The organism is Chryseobacterium sp. Marseille-Q3244, assembly GCF_940807095.1.
Taxonomy (GTDB): domain Bacteria; phylum Bacteroidota; class Bacteroidia; order Flavobacteriales; family Weeksellaceae; genus Chryseobacterium.
The window spans coordinates 38,361-55,613 of record NZ_CALNWX010000010.1 but is presented as its reverse complement, the minus strand read 5'-3'; the positions used below and the strand labels follow the sequence as shown (position 1 = coordinate 55,613).

Genomic DNA, 17,253 nt, shown 5'->3' with positions numbered 1-17,253 from the left:
CTCCTGTAAATTAACTTACATGTTGTATTTTTGGCTCTATGAATAAAGCAGAAGTTTTAAAAGAAATCATAGAGCAAAGAAGAAGTGTTTTCCCGAAAGATTATACGGAGGCAGAAATTTCTCAGGAAGTTATTGATGAAATTTTACATTCAGCCACTTTAGCTCCCAATCATAAGCGTACTAAGCCTTGGCGTTTCAAAATATTCAAAGGAGAGGAAAAGGCAAAACTGGCTTCAGAAATGCAGGCGATCTATAAAGCCACTCAGCCTGAACAATTATTCTTAGAGAAAAAATATAATGATATTGGTTTTAAAATCAATAAAGCTAATGTAGTTGTTTCTATTGTCGTTAATTTCAGCGGAATGGTTCCTGAGTGGGAAGAAATTGCGGCTACTTCAATGGCTGTACAAAATATGTATTTGAGCTGTACAGCTAATAATATTGGCTGTTACTGGAGTTCTCCTACAATTGTTGACCATTTGAAAGAATCTTTGACGATAGAAGAAAACCAGAAGTGTCTGGGGCTTTTCTATATGGGACAAATATAACAATATAACAGTTTACCAATGCACCAGTTAAATTCTTACAAAAGAGGGTCAGAATATGGTTACATTGCTAGATTGATAAATTGTTACATTAAACCATTGTTCAATCAGAATTTTTGTCTATCTTTGCACTCTTAAATATTTAACTGGGACGAGTTCCCGTAAAATTCAAACATTATGTCAGTAAAAATCAGATTACAAAGACACGGTAAAAAAGGAAAACCTTTCTTCCACATCGTGGTTGCAGATTCTAGAGCTAGAAGAGATGGTAGATTCATCGAAAAACTAGGAACTTACAACCCAATTACTAACCCAGCAACTATCGAGTTGAACGTTGATTCTGCTGTACAGTGGTTAAACAACGGTGCTCAGCCTACTGATACTGCTAGAGCTATTTTATCTTACAAAGGTGCTCTTTACAAAAAACACTTACAAGGTGGTGTTGCTAAAGGAGCTTTTGATCAAGCTGAAGCTGAAAAAAGATTTAACGCTTGGTTAGATACTAAAGAATCTAAAGTACAAGGTAAAGTTGAAGGTTTAGCAACTGCTAAATCTGATGCTAAAAAAGCTGCTTTAGAAGCTGAAGCAAAAGTAAACGAAGCTAGAATTGCTGCTGCTGCACAAGCTGAAGCTGATGCTAAAGCTGCTGAAGAGGCTGCAAACGCACCTGCTGAAGAAGTAGCTACAGAAGGAGAAGCTGCTGCTGAAACTGAAGAAAACACTGAAGCTTAAGAACATTTCCGGTTATGCGTAAAGAAGATTGCTATTTGTTGGGGAAAATAACACGCAGACACGGACTTGCGGGCAACGTTATCCTTAAATTGGATACCGACCAGCCCGAGCTTTACAATAAATTGGAATCAATATTCGTTGAAATCAACGGATTATTGGTTCCATTTTTTATTGAAAAATCATCATGGAGCAAATTAGATGCTCTGAATCTTGCATTCAAAAACTCTTCTGAAGCAATAGTAGATCAGGTTTTAGGTAAAAATGTTTACCTGCCGTTGACTACATTGCCTAAACTTTCAGGAAAACAATTCTATTACCACGAAATCATCGGATTTGAAATTCTTGATGAACATGATAACAACTGTGGGGTTATCAGATCTGTAAACGATCAGACAGCACAGGTGTATTTCATCACCAATCTGGATGGAAAAGAAGTGGTTATTCCTATGATTAAAGAGTGGATTCTTGAAGTTGACAGGGAACAAAGAACAATCAAAATGAAACTTCCTGAAGGTCTTATTGATGTATTTCTAGTTCCATCTAAGAAAGACGAATAAATTTTCTTTGTGTGATAATCAATTCACTATTGATTATTCACTTTATTCACCATTTTTTATTACTCATTACCCATTTTATTACTCATAAATAGCTGGTAATAAATATTCCTGTATAATTTTATCAACCTGTGAATGTGCATAGGGTTTATTATATGCTGTAGCTGTAATAACCATTACAATTGGTACATCTACAAATACAATAATCTTGTTTCCTCCATTCCCACTACATTGATAAGCTTCCAGATTTTTGTTTCCCACTTTATAAATTTTCCTCCAGAACAAATATCCATAGCCTTCAAAATCTTTATTATCTGAGAAATAGTTAGTGAAAGATTTCTTTATCCAATTCGTATTTAATATCATTTTTTCATTCCAGCTCCCTTTATTTTTATATAATTGTCCGAACTTTGCAAAATCTAAGGCTCTCATCCGTAAGCCGCCTGCTAAAGAAGGCTTTTGTTGAGGAGTAAACTGCCATTTATAGCTCTTAATTCCAAGAGGCCGAAATAATTTTTTATCAGCATAGTCTTTCAATCCTTTGGGAAGAGATTTATCTAAAATATCACCTGTTACTACAACTCCAGCTGTAAAATAATTCCAGTTTTTACCGATTTTATTTTCAGTCATAGGCAAATTCAATGTGAATTTTACCCAATGATCGGTAGGATACATATTTTCTTCATTCCCTGGAGATTCAGAGTCCTAGTCATTACCATCAAAACCCGAGCTCATTGTTAATAAGCTTTTTATAGTAACACTATCTTTTCGGGGTGAGTAATTTTCAAAAGATTTTAAATCATAAAAATCCTTTAGATTTTGATATTCGTTTTTAATAAAACCCTCTTGAATAGCGATTCCCATCAATGCGGAAGCAAATGTTTTTCCAACCGAACGTGTATCCTGTAAAGAGTCTCTTCCTGATCCGTTAAAATATTCTTCAAGAAGAAGCTTTTCATTTTTAATAACAACAATGCTGGTAATATTTTTGAACCTTTCTTCCGCAATTTTTTTGTTTAGATTTCTGATCGTTGCAATATTCAGTTTTTCTTCAGAAACCTTCCATCCGATGTCAGGCATGACAGGCTGAATTGCGATTTGATGTTCAGGAATATTCTGTTTAGGAACATTAAGACGGATTTGCCCTTCTGCAATAATGTTTCCTGTAATAATAGATCCTGTATTCAGATAGGGACGGATTTCAATTTTTAAAACGTGGTCTCCCTCAGCCAGGGCATCAATTCCGTCATGACCCCTATAAAAACGCATCCATAAGTACCTTCCCCATGAATCTTCATTCTTACTGCTGAGAAGAGGAATTCTTAATGTGGTCTTCATTTTTTTATTTTCTGAAGTTTCGGCACCTGTATTGAGATTTTCTTTATAAATCAGTTTTTCGTCAACATAAAATGAGAATTGAAAGTTTCCTTTTTTAAGGAGTTCATCCGCAGTCCAATTAGGTTCAAGCTTATGAAGGTAGTTGATCAGAGAATTGTCAAAAAAAACATAAATACCAAGATCTCCGTTTTCCTGAAATACTGAAGAAGTAATAATATCTAAATCTTTGAGGTTTTCAAGTGAAACAGCTTTGTTCAGGAATACAATTTTCCCGGAATATTTTTGTTGAATAGGATTTTCAATTTTTTCTGGATTGATAATATTTTTGCTTTGTCCTTGGTAAAGATAGAAGGTGAAAATAAAAATCAATAATAGAGCTGTTCTCATGGCAAGAAGTATTTAAACAAAAATAATAAACTTCTTTACAGTAAAATAGAATGAAATTAACATGCTATTTTATAATCATGTATTCTAATTGAACCGCTTTCTAAATTCTCCTGGTGACTGATTCGTTTTTTGTTTAAACAACTTACTGAAAGACTGTGGATGTTCAAAACCAAGTTCATAAGCAATTTCACTCACGGATAAACTTGTCGTGCTTAAACGTTCTTTCGCTGAATCAATTAATTTATTCTGAATATGCTGCTGTGTATTTTGCTGAGTATGAAGACGAAGTAGGGTACCAAGGTAATTGGGTGAAATATTCATCTGTTCAGCTATACATTTCACAGAGGGAATTCCATTTTCTACGAGACTTCCGCTTTCAAAATATCCGGAAAGAAGCTCTTCAAATTTATGCAGCAATTCATGACTTGATTTTTTTCTGGTAAAAAACTGACGTTCATAAAAACGGTCAGAATAAATCAATAACAATTCAATCTGTGCAATAATCAGTTCCTGGGTGAACTTATCAATATTTGACTGATATTCACGTTCAATATTTTTAAGAATTTCAAGAATGATCTTTTCTTCTTTATCTGAAAGAAAAAGGGCTTCTTTCACCTGGTAGCTAAAGAAATCGTAAGATTTTATTTTTTTTGTTAATGACGTATTCCAAAGAAAATCAGGGTGAATCAGCAATAAGAATCCAGTAGGTTCTACCTGAATATCCTGTCTTATTTCCAGACTTAAAAACTGCTGTGGTGAAACAAAACACAACACTCCCGAATCGAAATCATATTGCTGCTGCCCATAATTGAATTTTGGATTGACATTTTTCTTCAATCCGATGGAATAAAAATTCTGTATCCATTTTAATTCTTCATCCTCCACCATATAATGTACTTTACTGTAATCTATCAGGCTGATCAGGGGATGCTCAGGGTTTGGAAGACTGCAGAAAGCATGAAAATCTGCAATAGTATTAAAACGAACAGGCTGTTTCATAAAGGCTAAGGTAATTGTTTTTATAAAAAGTACAATACATTGTTTTACAAAGCCTTCAGCTCCGTTCAGAATGAACGGAGCTGAAGGGTATCATGATGATATTAAATTGCTGTTGAAACAGTCAGATTTTCCCATTTTTCAGCATCTTTCTTTAAAATATCAATTTTATTATTTAGAAATTCCATTGTTCCTACTCCTAATAATAAATGAACAGGAGGATTTTTCTCTTTGCTGATCTGGATCAGAACATCAGCTGCTTTCACTGGATCATTAGGCTGATTACCATTGATTTCATTAAGGTGAGCCTGTTCAGAATGCCTTGCGGCTTCATAGGCCTGAATAGGATTTGATGGAGTTCTCACAGAATCTTTATTTAAGAAATCCGTACGGAAATATCCCGGATATACAACGGTAGCATGAATCCCAAAATCTTTTACCTCTTCAGCTAATGCTTCTGTAAATCCGGCAACAGCAAATTTTGTTGAGCAGTAAATTCCCCAACCCGGAAAATTAGCAGAATATCCACCGACAGAAGAGATATTGAAGATGTTTCCTGATCTTTGCTCACGAAGATAAGGCATGGCATTTCTGATTACATTTAAGGTTCCGAAAACATTCACAGCATAATTTTTTCTTGCTTCTTCATCAGTAAGTTCCTCCAGCGTCCCGATTTGTCCGTAGCCGGCATTGTTGACAACTACATCAATTCGGCCGAAATGTTCCACCGTTTTAACAATGGCGGATTTTATATCATCGTTATCTGTGATGTTGACGCTGAGTGGAAGAAAATTTTCTGAAGTTTCTCCAATGGTAGAAATAAGGGATTCAACGGTACGGCTGGTAGCAGCAACCTGAAATCCTTCGGATAATAATTTTTTTACCAGCTCGAATCCTAAGCCTTTTGAAGCTCCTGTCACGAACCATACTTTTTTTGTTTCCATTTTTAAATATTTTTTTGTTTAAATGATGGTACAAAGATGAAAACTTACAGGAGGTAAAATGTAGCCAAATCGGGGAATGATGTATCCAAATCGTGAATGGTGATTCTATTCGAAAAGATTTCAATGAACTTTCAGGAGATTTCGGTATTTCAAGGGAGTAATTCCCATATTTTCTTTGAAGCACCGGATGAAATGACTTTGATCTGCAAAACCGCACTCCAGGGCAATATCCGTTAATGAAGAAGGCGAATTGAGAAGTTCCATAGATTTATTAATCTTTAATTTTCGGAGGTATTCTCCCAGATTGCAATGGAAATATTTATGAAAATTTCTGCTTAAATGAGTAGGGTGGATATTCAACATTTTAGAAAGTTCGGTGAGATTTAGGGCTTCAGCAACATTTTCATGTAAGATTTCATTAATCTGGCCTACCCACAACGGTTTTGTTTCTTTGATTTCCTTCTCATGGGTTAATCTACTGAAAAGATGTAATAACACTTGATTAACTGCCATTTCGAGAGATATATCATTGGTTTTTGTTTCTTTAAAAATCTGATGTGCCAATAACTTGAAGGCTGGATCTTTAATATTGAAACTGCCTTCAACTTTGTTTTTCTGAATATTAAACTTTTCAAACCAATTTTGAGTGATTTCTATGTGGAAACCTCTGGTAAAAACATCCGGTTTAATATTATAGTGTGGATCTTCCCAATGATGATACAACAATGTTCCTGCTGAGCATCCGTATGTTTCTTTTTTGTTGCCTTCCGTCATATTGCCCTGCAAGAGAAAAGTAAAGTAAGCATTTTCGTGATAATGCCAATCTACATAAGAATGGGTATATTCCGTATCGGTGATGGTCAATCCTTCTAGATTGATTATTTGATTGGATTCTCCGAAATATTCGCCGTTACGAAGAGTGTTCATGATAGGTTTTGTTTTAGTTGGTCAATCTGTTCATACATTGTATTGAAGAACATTTTCCTTTCCCGGTTTCCGGATTCATTCAGTGATCTTGAATTCTTGATCTGATGTTCGAAATAACTCAATGAATCTTCACAGGTTATTTTATCATTCGTCATCATATATCCGAACATACTGAACGGAATAAAAAAGGAACATTGCTGTTCGTTTTTAAATAAAATGCTGTTGTTGAGAATCACCAGATCATTGATGTAAATCTGAAAATTAGATTTTTCCAGCGTTTTATTTTCCAGTTCCATCAACAGGTTTTTAAGATCTTCAAGAATCAATTCAATATCATTGTTATTCAGTAACCTCATTTCAGAATAAAATTTGATTTGCCTTAATGCACTCATTATTGTAGTGTCATTCCAGATCTCCGTAACATTTTGTTTATTATATAAATCTCTGAGCATTTCATTTTTTACTGAATGATATTGCATATTAAAATCCTGAAAAGGACTTAAAAACTTATCCTGATTCAATAAATTCATCCATACATAAAACTTAAAACGGGATAAAATAGAGTCTGAAATTGTATAGAAGAACGGAATATCCTTGGCTGAATAATAAACTTTAGAGTTTGTAATATCCTGGAAAACATTGAGTATTTTAAGAGAATTTTCAAAGTAATGTAAAAGATCATCAGTTGTTTTTACAGGCTGTGTTCTTTGAACAACCAATTGATTTTCTGTTCCCAGAAACTGATCTAGTGATATCTGGTAATACCTGGCGAGTTCAAGGGCTTCCTCAAAACTGAATTTGGCCTTCAGTGAAGTCCGCCGATGGGCAGCATCATAGCTGATATTAAGAATATTAGCAATCTCATCATTCAACGATCTGTCCCCTATCTTTCTTCGGATTTCCTTTAATAAAGTTTCCTGATGCATGGCTTGTGATTTTCACAAATGTAATATTTTTTGAGAGTAAAAAGCCTTTTTTGATAACATCTTATCCATATGTTTTGCGATTTTCACAAATAGGATGAATTTTTTAATTTTTTTTCACATTCATTCCTGGCTTTCGGCTGATAATTTTGAAATATAATTTTAAAATCATGAGTTATGAAAACAAAAATTTTAGTGATCTGTTTCTTTTTATTACAAGAAGCAATATATGCACAAGACTCACTTACAGCAGTAAAAAGTAAAATAATTTCCCTGACCCCTTTAAGCGCAAAAGTAAAAGAAGTAAATGGGATAGCTATAGGGTTGGGAGGAAGCTTATTCGAAAACCACGCAGGACAAACTCAGAAAATCAATGGTTTAAATCTAGAACCTAATCCTTTAGGAATTCTAATGTGGTTGTTTACTGATTCAGCTAAACAAAGAGATGATGGGACTCTTCTCATTGTAAACGGACTTACAGTTTCTACTGCGGGATATGGGAAAAAAGTAATTCATCATGGAACATCTGTTTCACTGTATAATTATGGGAAAAAAGTAAGCGGAATTTCAGTAGCTGGATGGGCAAATTCTTTAGACCAAGGGAATGGAGTTTTAATTTCTGTAATGGGAAATGATCTAGCCACCATGAGGGGTTTAAGTGTATCCGCTTTTAATACTTCGGAGAAAATGCAGGGACTGCAGATAGGAATTCATAATTATTCAAATGAAATGAAAGGAGTCCAAATAGGTATTATTAACAAATCTAAAAAAATGAAAGGGCTGCAGATTGGAATATGGAACAAAAATGATAGGAGAAGTTTACCCCTTATTAATTTTTAAAAATAATAGTCATGAAAAATATTCCTTATTTATTGATCTTATCGCGTTTTATTACAGCCTTTGTTATTCTGTATCTGGGATATTATGTAGGAGAATCAGCTCGTCAACTTATTCTGATTCTAATGTATTTTGGATTGTTTACTGATATTTTTGATGGAATTATTGCCCGTAAAACCGGTATTTCTTCGGAAAAATTAAGACGAATGGATAGTCAGACCGATCTTGTTTTCTGGCTTTCATTGGGATTTGCTTCTTATTTCCTAAACCCGGATCTGATTATTAATGAATGGAAAAGTATACTGCTGATCTTCATCATAGAAGCTTTATGTTATATCATAAGCATCTGGAAATTTGGAAAAGAAACCTGTACGCATGCCTTTTTGTCAAAAATGTGGGGATTAAGCCTTTTGTTGGCCTTTACCTATTTGATAGCCTTTCAGAAAGCAGGCTGGACCTTTGATCTGGCAGTAATCTTAGGATTGATTTCTCATATTGATGTTATTCTGATTATTATGTTCCTTCCCCAGTGGCAATATGATGTTCCCAGTTGGTATCATGCGCTGAAAATCAGAAATGGAAAGCAAAGAAAAAAGACCATTTTCTTTAATTAAAGTATTAAATAATTGATAAGTGATTTTTAAAGACGGTGCAATCATCAAGTTGCGCCGTTTTTTTGTAACTTTGCGACCATTAATTTTTATACAAAAATTTATTATCAACAAATGAAAAAGCAAACGATCAAAGAAATCCTAAAGGATTACAAGAAAGTATTACATCATGACATTACAGTTTACGGATGGGTAAGATCATTCCGTGCTAATCGCTTTATTGCACTTAATGATGGTTCTACGATTAATAATTTGCAGATAGTTGTTGATTTCGAAAATTTTGATGAAGAACTTATCAAGAATATTAGCACAGCTTCTTCTCTTAAAGTTGTAGGTGAAGTAGTGGAAAGCCAGGGAGCAGGACAATCTGTAGAAATTGTTGCTAAAAAGATTATTATTTTAGGAGATAACTTTACAGAAGAGCTTCAAAGCACCATTCTTCAGCCTAAAAAACACAGCTTGGAAAAACTTCGTGAGCAGGCACACTTAAGATTCAGAACCAACTTATTTGGAGCTGTTTTCAGAGTACGTCACGCAGTAAGCTTTGCCGTTCACTCATTCTTCAACCAAAACCAGTTCTTCTATATCAATACTCCGGTAATTACAGGAGCCGATGCTGAAGGAGCAGGAGAAATGTTCGGAGTAACCAACTTCGATCTGAACAATATGCCAAAAACTGAAGAGGGCGAAATTGATTTCGCACAGGATTTCTTCGGTAAAAAAACCAACCTTACGGTTTCGGGACAACTTGAAGGAGAGACAGCAGCCATGGGATTGGGAAGAATTTATACATTCGGACCTACTTTCCGTGCAGAAAATTCAAACACAACAAGACACCTTGCTGAGTTCTGGATGATTGAGCCGGAAGTTGCTTTCAACAACCTTGAAGATAACATTGATCTTGCAGAAGATTTCTTAAAATATGTAATCCAGTATGTATTGGATCACTGTAAAGATGATCTTGCGTTCTTAGACAATCGTTTTGCTGAAGAACAAAAGACAAAACCAGAAAAAGAAAGAGCAAAAGAAGGTCTTATTGAGAAGCTTGAAAATGTAATTGCTAAACGTTTTAAGCGTGTGAGCTATACAGAGGCTATCGAAATTTTAATGAACTCAAAAGAGAACAAAAAAGGAAAATTTGCTTACCCTGTTGAAAGTTGGGGAACAGATCTTCAGTCTGAGCATGAAAGATTTTTGGTTGAAAAACATTTTGAATGCCCGGTTGTATTGTTCGATTATCCGAAAGAAATCAAAGCTTTTTACATGAAGCTGAACGAAGACAACAAAACAGTAGCTGCAATGGATGTTCTTTTCCCAGGTATTGGTGAAATCATCGGTGGCTCTGAAAGAGAAGCAAGATTAGACGTTTTAAAACAGAAAATGGCAGATATGCATGTAGATGAACATGAACTTTGGTGGTACTTAGATACTAGAAAATTCGGTTCTGTGCCGCATGCAGGTTTCGGTTTAGGATTAGAAAGACTAGTTCTTTTTGTAACAGGAATGACGAATATCAGAGACGTAATTCCTTTCCCAAGGACACCGAAAAGCGCTGAATTCTAGAGTTATAAAAAAAGCCTTAATCATCAAGATAAGGCTTTTTTTATTTTTCAATAGTTTATTATGTAAAAAGTATAAAGCAAAAATCATGCTAAATGTATTTTTTATCAAATAAATTTATTAAATTCGTAGAATATGTTATGTTAAAACGCCAATATTAATATGCTTAAACAACACTTACAACTCAAATTAGGACAGAAGCTGGCTCCTCAGCAGATCCAGTTGATGAAGCTTATTCAGCTTCATACTCTTGAATTTGAAGAGGAGTTGGAGAGAGAGTTAGAAGAAAACCCTGCTTTGGAAATTGTAAAGGAGGATTCTAAGGAAGATGATTATTCTTCCCTGGAAGATGCGTATCAGGATGAGGGTACAGAAAGTATTGAAACAGATTTCGACGTTAATGAATATCTTTATGACGACGAACCAAGCTATAAAACCGCTTCCAGCAACTACTCTCCGGATGATGAAGAGTTTGACAATGAAAGTCTTTTAACGGAAGGACAGTCATTATATGATTATCTGAGAGAACAGATTCATCTGGTTAATATCAGTGAAGAAGATCTGAAGATTGCAGAATACCTGATCGGTAACCTTGATACGGACGGATATTTGAGAAGAGAGATTAAATCTATCGTAGATGATCTTGCTTTCTCACAAGGAATTTATACTACTAAGGAAAAAGTAGATGATATCCTTGAAAATTACGTTCAGAAGCTGGATCCGCCTGGAGTAGGAGCAAGAGGCCTTCAGGAATGTTTATTACTACAGATCGAAAAGAAAGTAAGCTCTGATAAAGCTGTTTCTTTAGCTGCCAATATCTTGAGATATCAGTTTGATGCTTTAACGAATAAGCATTATAATAAGATTATCCAGAAGTATGATATTGAGGAAGAAGACCTGAAAGATGCATTAGAGGAAATTTCAAAACTGTCCCCAAAAGTTGGAGGAAACTTTGATACCCAAACCATTACCATCAACCAGGAAATTATCCCGGATTTTGTAATTCAGGTGAAAGATGGGCTGGTTATTCCTATGCTTAACAGTAAAAATGCGCCTACATTAAGAGTATCTGAAGAATATAAAGATATTCTTACCACCTATTCACACGATAAGAACTCTTCTGAGCATAAACAGGCGGCTTTGTTTATCAAACAAAAGCTGGATGCTGCCAAATGGTATATTGATGCAATTAATCAGCGTCAGAATACTTTATTACAGACCATTACTGCTATTGTTAAGTTTCAGAAAGATTATTTTATTACGGGTGATGAGAAATCTCTGAAGCCAATGATCTTAAAAGATGTGGCAGATATTACCGGATTTGATATTTCTACCATTTCCAGAGTGGTAAAAAGTAAATATGCAGATACCCCAAATGGTATTGTTTACCTTAAGGATCTGTTTTCAGATAGCTTAACCAATGATGACGGAGAAGAGGTTTCTACTAAGGAGATCAAAACCCACCTTCAGGAGGTTATCAGTAAAGAGAATAAGAGAAAACCATTAACAGATGATGCTTTGGTAGTGATCTTAAAAGAACAGGGCTATAATATTGCCAGAAGAACGATTGCAAAATATCGTGAACAGCTCAATATTCCTGTTGCCAGATTAAGAAAAGAACTTTAAAATATAAAAAAAGCATTTCAAATTTGAAATGCTTTTTTTATTGATTTTAATCCTGTTTACATGTCATTGTGCAACAGTCAAAAGAATAATGTTTTCCTTCATTATTAATATTTAATTCAAAGCAGGCATCCGGACTAACCAGACAGAAACAAATTTCTCCTCCTGTTACACTTTTCAACTCATTTCTTTGTAATTTTTTTAGGTTTTTCATAGTTGTTTTAGATTGGGTGTTATTGATTAGATTGTATTGGCTTTAATATACAATTATTTTTGTAATTGTATTGTAAATTACAAGTTAATGGGGGTTAAATTTCTTTTAGACTGCCCAATCCTAATTCTTTCATGGAAACTTCTCTCATTTCCACTTTTCTTATCTTTCCGGAAATAGTCATTGGGAATTCATCTACAAATTTCCAGTATTTCGGAACTTTATAATGGGCAATTTTTCCTTTACAATATTCTAATAGCTCTTGTTCTGTAATCGTAAAGCCTTTTCTTACTTTTACCCAAGCCATCACTTCTTCTCCGAATTTTTCACTGGGTACTCCAATGATCTGAACATCCAGAATGTTGGTGTAAGTGTATAAAAAGTCTTCAATTTCTTTAGGAGAAATATTTTCTCCACCCCGAATAATCAGATCTTTGATTCTTCCGGAAATGGTAATATAGCCATCTTTATCCATAACAGCCATGTCACCGGTATGCATCCATCGGGCATCATCTAATACCTTTTTTGTATTTTCAGGATCATTCCAGTATTTCAGCATAACAGAGTAGCCTCTTGTACAAAGCTCGCCATGTTCACCGCGTTTCAGAATTTTTCCATTTTCATCAATGATTTTTATCTCAAGATGATCCTGAACGGTTCCTACTGTACTGACCTGTTTTTCCAATGGAGTCCCAATTAAAGTTTGTGTAGATACCGGAGAAGTTTCTGTCATTCCATAGCAGATGCTCATTTCTTTAATATTCATAAGATTTTCCACTTTCTTCATAATTTCCGGTGGACATACAGAACCGGCCATCACACCGGTTCTTAAACTTGAAAAATCATAAGTATCGAAATCTTTTACGGCAAGTTCAGCAATAAACATAGTAGGAACACCATATAGAGAGGTGCATTTTTCATCTGAAACAGCCTTTAATGTAATATCAGGGTCAAAACTATCATTAGGAATCACCATGCAGGCACCATGAGCTGTACAGCATATATTTCCGATCACCATGCCAAAGCAGTGATAGAAGGGAACAGGGATACATACACGGTCTTTTTCTGTGTACTTTAACCGGATACCGATAAAGTATCCGTTATTTAAAATGTTGTGATGCGAAAGAGTAACTCCTTTTGGAAACCCGGTAGTTCCTGAAGTATATTGAATGTTGACGGGGTCATCAAACTGTACATGTTCTTCAAAACTATGGAGAACTTCATCAGAAACTTCTTGCCCATTGTTTACGAAGGCTTCCCAGTTATCATCAAAGAAAATTTCATGTTCTAAAGTGGGGCATACTTCCTTGGCATATTCAACCATTTCTTTGTAGTTGCTGCTTTTAAAGCTTAAGGAAGAAAAAATAAAACGAACTTCGGACTGATTGAGCACATACGTAAGTTCATGGGTTCTGTAAGCAGGATTAATATTGACTAAAATGGTTCCGATTCTGGCAGTGGCATATTGCAAAAGTACCCATTCATAGCGGTTAGAAGCCCATATTCCTATTCTGTCACCGATTTTTGCTCCTAAAAATATCAGTGCTTTTGCAATAGCGGTTGTTTGGTTGTAAAATTCCTGGTAAGTAACTCTGTAATCCTGATGAACACAGACAAGAGCTTCTTGGTTAGGAAATTTTTCGACAGTACTTTTAAGATTTCCTCCAATGGTCTGTCCTAATAATGGAACGTCAGATGCTCCATAAACGTATGATAAAGGCATAGTAAAAAGATTTGGTGAAATAAAATTAACAATAATATCTTGAACTATAGCCTATGAATGCTAATTTTCCTGAGAATCTATTTCTTTAAGCTGCTCCAGGTTTTTATCAAGTTTTTTGATGATACTTCCATACACCAATCTGTAATAAACCCAGATCATAGATATGGCTAATAAGGTACTGATGGTAATGGCAACAATAATGACAGTAAGGTCAGAACCGGAAGGCTGTATATTTTGGGAATTTAAAGTGTAAAAGATAAAAGCTACCAATACAAAAGTAAAGGCCAGTAGCAATACGATACTAATCAGAATGAAAGCATTGACGGTTTTTTTGAAACCAATAATTCTGGTAATAAGACCTTTGAGGTTCTCTTCGATCTTTATTTTACGGTAATTCTGGTAGAATTTCAGTACAAAATAGGCTGTAATTAATACGCTCAGAATTTTAATGGCCAAATAAAAGTGACTGAAATTGTTTTCCACTTCGGGAGCTTCGTGAGTGCCCAGTTTCTCCAATATTTTACGGAATCCGTCAGATTCATCATCCTGAAAGAAGTAGAATAGGCCCAAAACGGAAAAGAACAAAAACTCAAATACGCTGATCCAGAAAATATACTTTACATAATTACGTGATTTTCTATTCAGCATTTGACGAATCTCGCTGTTATCATATTTTGGCTGTACAGGTTGTTCCTGCCAGGTCTTTTTAAAGTTATCTAAATCAAATTCAGGCATATTTTTCCATCTGTTCTTTAAGGGTTTTCTTTAATCTGTTCATTTTCACACGTGCATTAACTTCAGTAATTCCGAGGTTTTCTGCAATGTCCTTGTAAGGCAGATCGTCAAGATACATCATCACAATGGCTCTTTCTATATTAGGAAGAGTCTTGATTACAGTATACAAAAGCGAAATCTGTTGCTGTTTTTCATCATCATCTTCCACAAAGTCCTTGTGGTTGATGTCCAGCTCATTTGTAGGAAGACTTTTGCTTTTTTTTCTAAAGAGGGTAATGGCTGTATTAAGCGCTACACGGTACATCCATGTTGAAATCTTGGAATTTCCTTTGAAAGAGTCATAACTTCTCCAGAGTTGTAAGACAATTTCCTGGAAAAGATCCTCTTCATCTTCCAGCGAATTGGTATATAAGCGCGATACCTTAATAATCAGGCCCTGATTATCTTTGATGAGCTGCGCAAATTCTTTCTCTCTGGAATCCATAGATGTATAATGGCACGAAGATAATAATAATGTGGTAATTGGGGAAGAATAATTATAGTGAAATTATCAAAGATAATTCTCATCATACCATGAAGCCTGAAGCTTCCAGCACTCTTATATTTTTTCCCGTGAAATTTATGTATCTTTGCACCTACGAGAAAATCGGCTTGTTGATTTCCCGTTTACGGGAGGTAGGAAAGTCCGGACACCATAGAGCAGCAAAGCGGATAACATCCGTCACCCGTGAGGGTAGGACAAGTGCAACAGAAAGCAAGTACAGTTCGGCTGTAGTGAAACCAGGTAAACTCTTTGCGGTGCAATGGTAAGTATATCGGTTCTTTTCAGCAATGGAAATAGGGGCGGCTCGTCCTGAAAACCGAGGGGTAATCAGCTCAAGTGTTGCAGCAATGTACCACGTAGATAAATAACAGGCGCTTCTTCGGAAGTACAAAATCCGGCTTATAGATTTTCTCGTGATTTTTTGATAATTATAAGCTATAGTTTATCAGCATAAAAAATCCTCAGATGTATTCATCTGAGGATTTTTTTTATTCACTTTCCAATTGTTTTTTTGCTTCCTGTAAGCCCAATCTGTCTTTTTCCGAAAGCTGGGGATATTTAAGATTCATTTTTTCCAGCGTGTCTATAATAATCTGAATAGCTGCCGTTCTTGCAAACCATTTATTATCCGCAGGAAGTACATACCATGGGGCATGATCCTTTGCCGTTTCGTTGATTGCCGTTTCATAAACCTCCATGTATTGGTCAAATAGTGCCCTTTCAGGAAGATCTCCTGCCGAAAATTTCCAGTTTTTTTCCTGCTCATTGATTCTGTCCAGTAGTCTTTTCTTTTGTTCATCCTTCGAAACATTCAGGAATATTTTGATGATGGTGGTTCCGTTTTGAGCAAGATGTTTTTCGAAATTTCGGATGCTTTCATAGCGGTTTTCCCAGAATTTATTGTCAAAATCTTTTACAGAAGACCATGTTTTTTCACTTAAATTATATTCAGGATGAACTTTACATACTAAAACACTTTCATAATGAGAACGGTTGAAGATTCCTATCATTCCTTTTTGAGGCAATGCCAGATAATGCCTCCACAGAAAATCGTGAGAATATTCCTTTGAACTTGGAGTTTTAAAACTGGTTACATTACAGCCTTGAGGATTTACTCCTCCAAAAACATGCTCTATCATGCTGTCTTTCCCGGCAGCATCCATGGCCTGAAGTACAACCAAAAGAGATTGACTTCCATCAGCATAAAGTCTTTCCTGCAGTTCACGAAGTTTTTCTTTTTCCTGGATTAATAATTGTGTTCCTTCTTCTTTGGTAAGTTTCCCTTTGTAAGAGGTAGAAGCTTTTTTTATTGAAAATTTTCCATTTACCTTAAAGTCATCTGAGAAATTGGTGTCCATATATTTTTTTTATTTGAAGATACAAGATACGAGATCTTATTGCTAAACAGCAATATACTAGAATATTAATATGAATAGAGGTGAGCTTTAGCCAATATATCATCCATTTGGTTTTAGTCCAAACTTAAATATTAATCTTTCATATTCAATATAAATATAATAAAAAACCGCCTCAATAGAGACGGTTTCATTATTTTTTGAGTAGAGATTACTTCGCAGCTGCTTTTTTAGCAACTTTAGCCGCTTTTTTCTCAGCTTTAGCTGCTTCTTTCTGCTCAGCAGGAGTTAATACTTTTGGTTCAGGAGCGTTAGCATCTACGTTTCCTTTGATGTAGATTACACTTCTGCTGTTGGCAGGGTCGTTAGAGAAAACCTCGATCATTTTGTTGAATCCTCCTGTAAGAGCTGTGTTGTATCCAACTTTGATCTTAGCAGATTTTCCTGGCATAATCGGATCCTGGCTAAATTCAGGAGTTGTACATCCACAAGATGGTTTTACGTTTGAAATGATCAAAGGCTTATCACCAGTGTTTGTTACAGTAAAGAATCTTGTACCATCAGAACTAGGCTTAATGTTACCATAGTCGAAAGTAGTTTTATCAAACGTAATAGTTTGTGCAGATGCAAGAGCAAATGTTCCGAATAATGCAATTCCTGCGATTAATTTCTTCATATTCTTGAATGTTAATATGTTTGTTAGATAAA

Annotated in this window: 19 protein-coding genes and 1 other RNA gene; 8 read left to right on the top strand and 12 right to left on the bottom strand. The window is 35.1% G+C overall.

Going from position 1 to position 17,253, the window contains the following annotated elements:
• Positions 1 to 38: 38 nt before the first annotated feature.
• The 3 genes from NBX25_RS17100 (at position 39) to rimM (ending at position 1,834) form a co-directional block, all read left to right on the top strand.
• A complete protein-coding gene (locus NBX25_RS17100) occupies positions 39 to 548 on the top strand; it encodes a nitroreductase family protein (RefSeq protein WP_250254510.1) in 510 nt (169 codons plus the stop codon).
• A 174-nt stretch (positions 549 to 722) separates the two neighbouring features.
• Positions 723 to 1,277 (top strand): 30S ribosomal protein S16, encoded by a 555-nt coding sequence (locus NBX25_RS17095; RefSeq protein WP_123910307.1) that lies wholly within the window; start codon positions 723 to 725, stop codon positions 1,275 to 1,277.
• Positions 1,278 to 1,291: 14 nt separating this feature from the next.
• Entirely contained in the window at positions 1,292 to 1,834 is a 543-nt protein-coding gene (gene rimM / locus NBX25_RS17090; protein WP_250254508.1) for a ribosome maturation factor RimM, read from the top strand.
• A 78-nt stretch (positions 1,835 to 1,912) separates the two neighbouring features.
• On the opposite strand, the gene NBX25_RS24810 is transcribed toward rimM, so the two are convergent.
• From NBX25_RS24810 to NBX25_RS17065, 6 genes are all read right to left on the bottom strand, one after another.
• Positions 1,913 to 2,506, bottom strand: coding sequence for a serine hydrolase domain-containing protein (locus NBX25_RS24810; RefSeq protein ID WP_349815583.1), 594 nt, complete (start codon positions 2,504 to 2,506; stop codon positions 1,913 to 1,915).
• 30 nt (positions 2,507 to 2,536) lie between these two features.
• Positions 2,537 to 3,556: a serine hydrolase domain-containing protein gene (locus NBX25_RS24805; protein WP_349815582.1), complete on the bottom strand. Its 1,020-nt coding sequence runs from the start codon at positions 3,554 to 3,556 to the stop codon at positions 2,537 to 2,539.
• An 84-nt stretch (positions 3,557 to 3,640) separates the two neighbouring features.
• Positions 3,641 to 4,555, bottom strand: a complete 915-nt coding sequence (locus tag NBX25_RS17080; protein WP_123910312.1) for a helix-turn-helix domain-containing protein — start codon at positions 4,553 to 4,555, stop codon at positions 3,641 to 3,643.
• Between the two features lie 101 nt (positions 4,556 to 4,656).
• On the bottom strand, positions 4,657 to 5,496 hold the full coding sequence (locus NBX25_RS17075) for an SDR family NAD(P)-dependent oxidoreductase (protein ID WP_250254506.1): 840 nt from the start codon (positions 5,494 to 5,496) through the stop codon (positions 4,657 to 4,659).
• Positions 5,497 to 5,616: 120 nt separating this feature from the next.
• Positions 5,617 to 6,423: a helix-turn-helix transcriptional regulator gene (locus tag NBX25_RS17070; protein ID WP_250254504.1), complete on the bottom strand. Its 807-nt coding sequence runs from the start codon at positions 6,421 to 6,423 to the stop codon at positions 5,617 to 5,619.
• Positions 6,420 to 7,349 carry a helix-turn-helix domain-containing protein gene (locus NBX25_RS17065; RefSeq protein ID WP_250254502.1) on the bottom strand — a complete coding sequence of 310 codons (930 nt, stop codon included), beginning with the start codon at positions 7,347 to 7,349 and terminating at the stop codon, positions 6,420 to 6,422. The genes NBX25_RS17070 and NBX25_RS17065 overlap by 4 nt, the downstream gene beginning before the upstream one ends.
• Before the next feature lie 174 nt (positions 7,350 to 7,523).
• On the opposite strand from NBX25_RS17065, the gene NBX25_RS17060 reads away from it, so the two are divergent.
• The 4 genes from NBX25_RS17060 (at position 7,524) to rpoN (ending at position 11,980) form a co-directional block, all read left to right on the top strand.
• Positions 7,524 to 8,186 (top strand): LA_2272 family surface repeat-containing protein, encoded by a 663-nt coding sequence (locus tag NBX25_RS17060; RefSeq protein WP_250254500.1) that lies wholly within the window; start codon positions 7,524 to 7,526, stop codon positions 8,184 to 8,186.
• 11 nt (positions 8,187 to 8,197) lie between these two features.
• A complete protein-coding gene (locus tag NBX25_RS17055) occupies positions 8,198 to 8,797 on the top strand; it encodes a CDP-alcohol phosphatidyltransferase family protein (protein WP_250254498.1) in 600 nt (199 codons plus the stop codon).
• 111 nt (positions 8,798 to 8,908) lie between these two features.
• Positions 8,909 to 10,357, top strand: a complete 1,449-nt coding sequence (gene asnS, locus NBX25_RS17050; protein ID WP_123910324.1) for an asparagine--tRNA ligase — start codon at positions 8,909 to 8,911, stop codon at positions 10,355 to 10,357.
• A gap of 159 nt (positions 10,358 to 10,516) precedes the next feature.
• Positions 10,517 to 11,980, top strand: coding sequence for an RNA polymerase factor sigma-54 (rpoN, locus tag NBX25_RS17045; protein WP_123910326.1), 1,464 nt, complete (start codon positions 10,517 to 10,519; stop codon positions 11,978 to 11,980).
• Positions 11,981 to 12,026: 46 nt separating this feature from the next.
• Here rpoN and NBX25_RS24925 read toward each other — a convergent pair whose 3' ends face one another.
• The 4 genes from NBX25_RS24925 to NBX25_RS17030 form a co-directional block, all read right to left on the bottom strand.
• The gene (locus NBX25_RS24925) at positions 12,027 to 12,191 is read right to left on the bottom strand and encodes a bacteriocin-like protein (RefSeq protein ID WP_410493983.1); all 165 of its coding nucleotides are present in this window, start codon (positions 12,189 to 12,191) and stop codon (positions 12,027 to 12,029) included.
• A gap of 94 nt (positions 12,192 to 12,285) precedes the next feature.
• Positions 12,286 to 13,911, bottom strand: coding sequence for an AMP-binding protein (locus NBX25_RS17040; RefSeq protein ID WP_250254496.1), 1,626 nt, complete (start codon positions 13,909 to 13,911; stop codon positions 12,286 to 12,288).
• Between the two features lie 60 nt (positions 13,912 to 13,971).
• Positions 13,972 to 14,646 carry a DUF8845 family protein gene (locus NBX25_RS17035; RefSeq protein ID WP_123910330.1) on the bottom strand — a complete coding sequence of 225 codons (675 nt, stop codon included), beginning with the start codon at positions 14,644 to 14,646 and terminating at the stop codon, positions 13,972 to 13,974.
• Positions 14,639 to 15,130 carry an RNA polymerase sigma factor gene (locus NBX25_RS17030; protein WP_045500386.1) on the bottom strand — a complete coding sequence of 164 codons (492 nt, stop codon included), beginning with the start codon at positions 15,128 to 15,130 and terminating at the stop codon, positions 14,639 to 14,641. The genes NBX25_RS17035 and NBX25_RS17030 overlap by 8 nt, the downstream gene beginning before the upstream one ends.
• Before the next feature lie 154 nt (positions 15,131 to 15,284).
• Here NBX25_RS17030 and rnpB point away from each other — a divergent pair.
• Positions 15,285 to 15,608, top strand: an RNA gene (gene rnpB / locus NBX25_RS17025) — RNase P RNA component class A.
• Between the two features lie 70 nt (positions 15,609 to 15,678).
• Here rnpB and NBX25_RS17020 read toward each other — a convergent pair.
• Together NBX25_RS17020 and NBX25_RS17015 are read right to left on the bottom strand one after the other, a co-directional pair.
• Positions 15,679 to 16,548, bottom strand: a complete 870-nt coding sequence (locus tag NBX25_RS17020; RefSeq protein ID WP_123910332.1) for a polyphosphate kinase 2 family protein — start codon at positions 16,546 to 16,548, stop codon at positions 15,679 to 15,681.
• A 208-nt stretch (positions 16,549 to 16,756) separates the two neighbouring features.
• Positions 16,757 to 17,221: a DUF1573 domain-containing protein gene (locus NBX25_RS17015; protein ID WP_123910334.1), complete on the bottom strand. Its 465-nt coding sequence runs from the start codon at positions 17,219 to 17,221 to the stop codon at positions 16,757 to 16,759.
• Between the last annotated feature and the right edge of the window lie 32 nt (positions 17,222 to 17,253).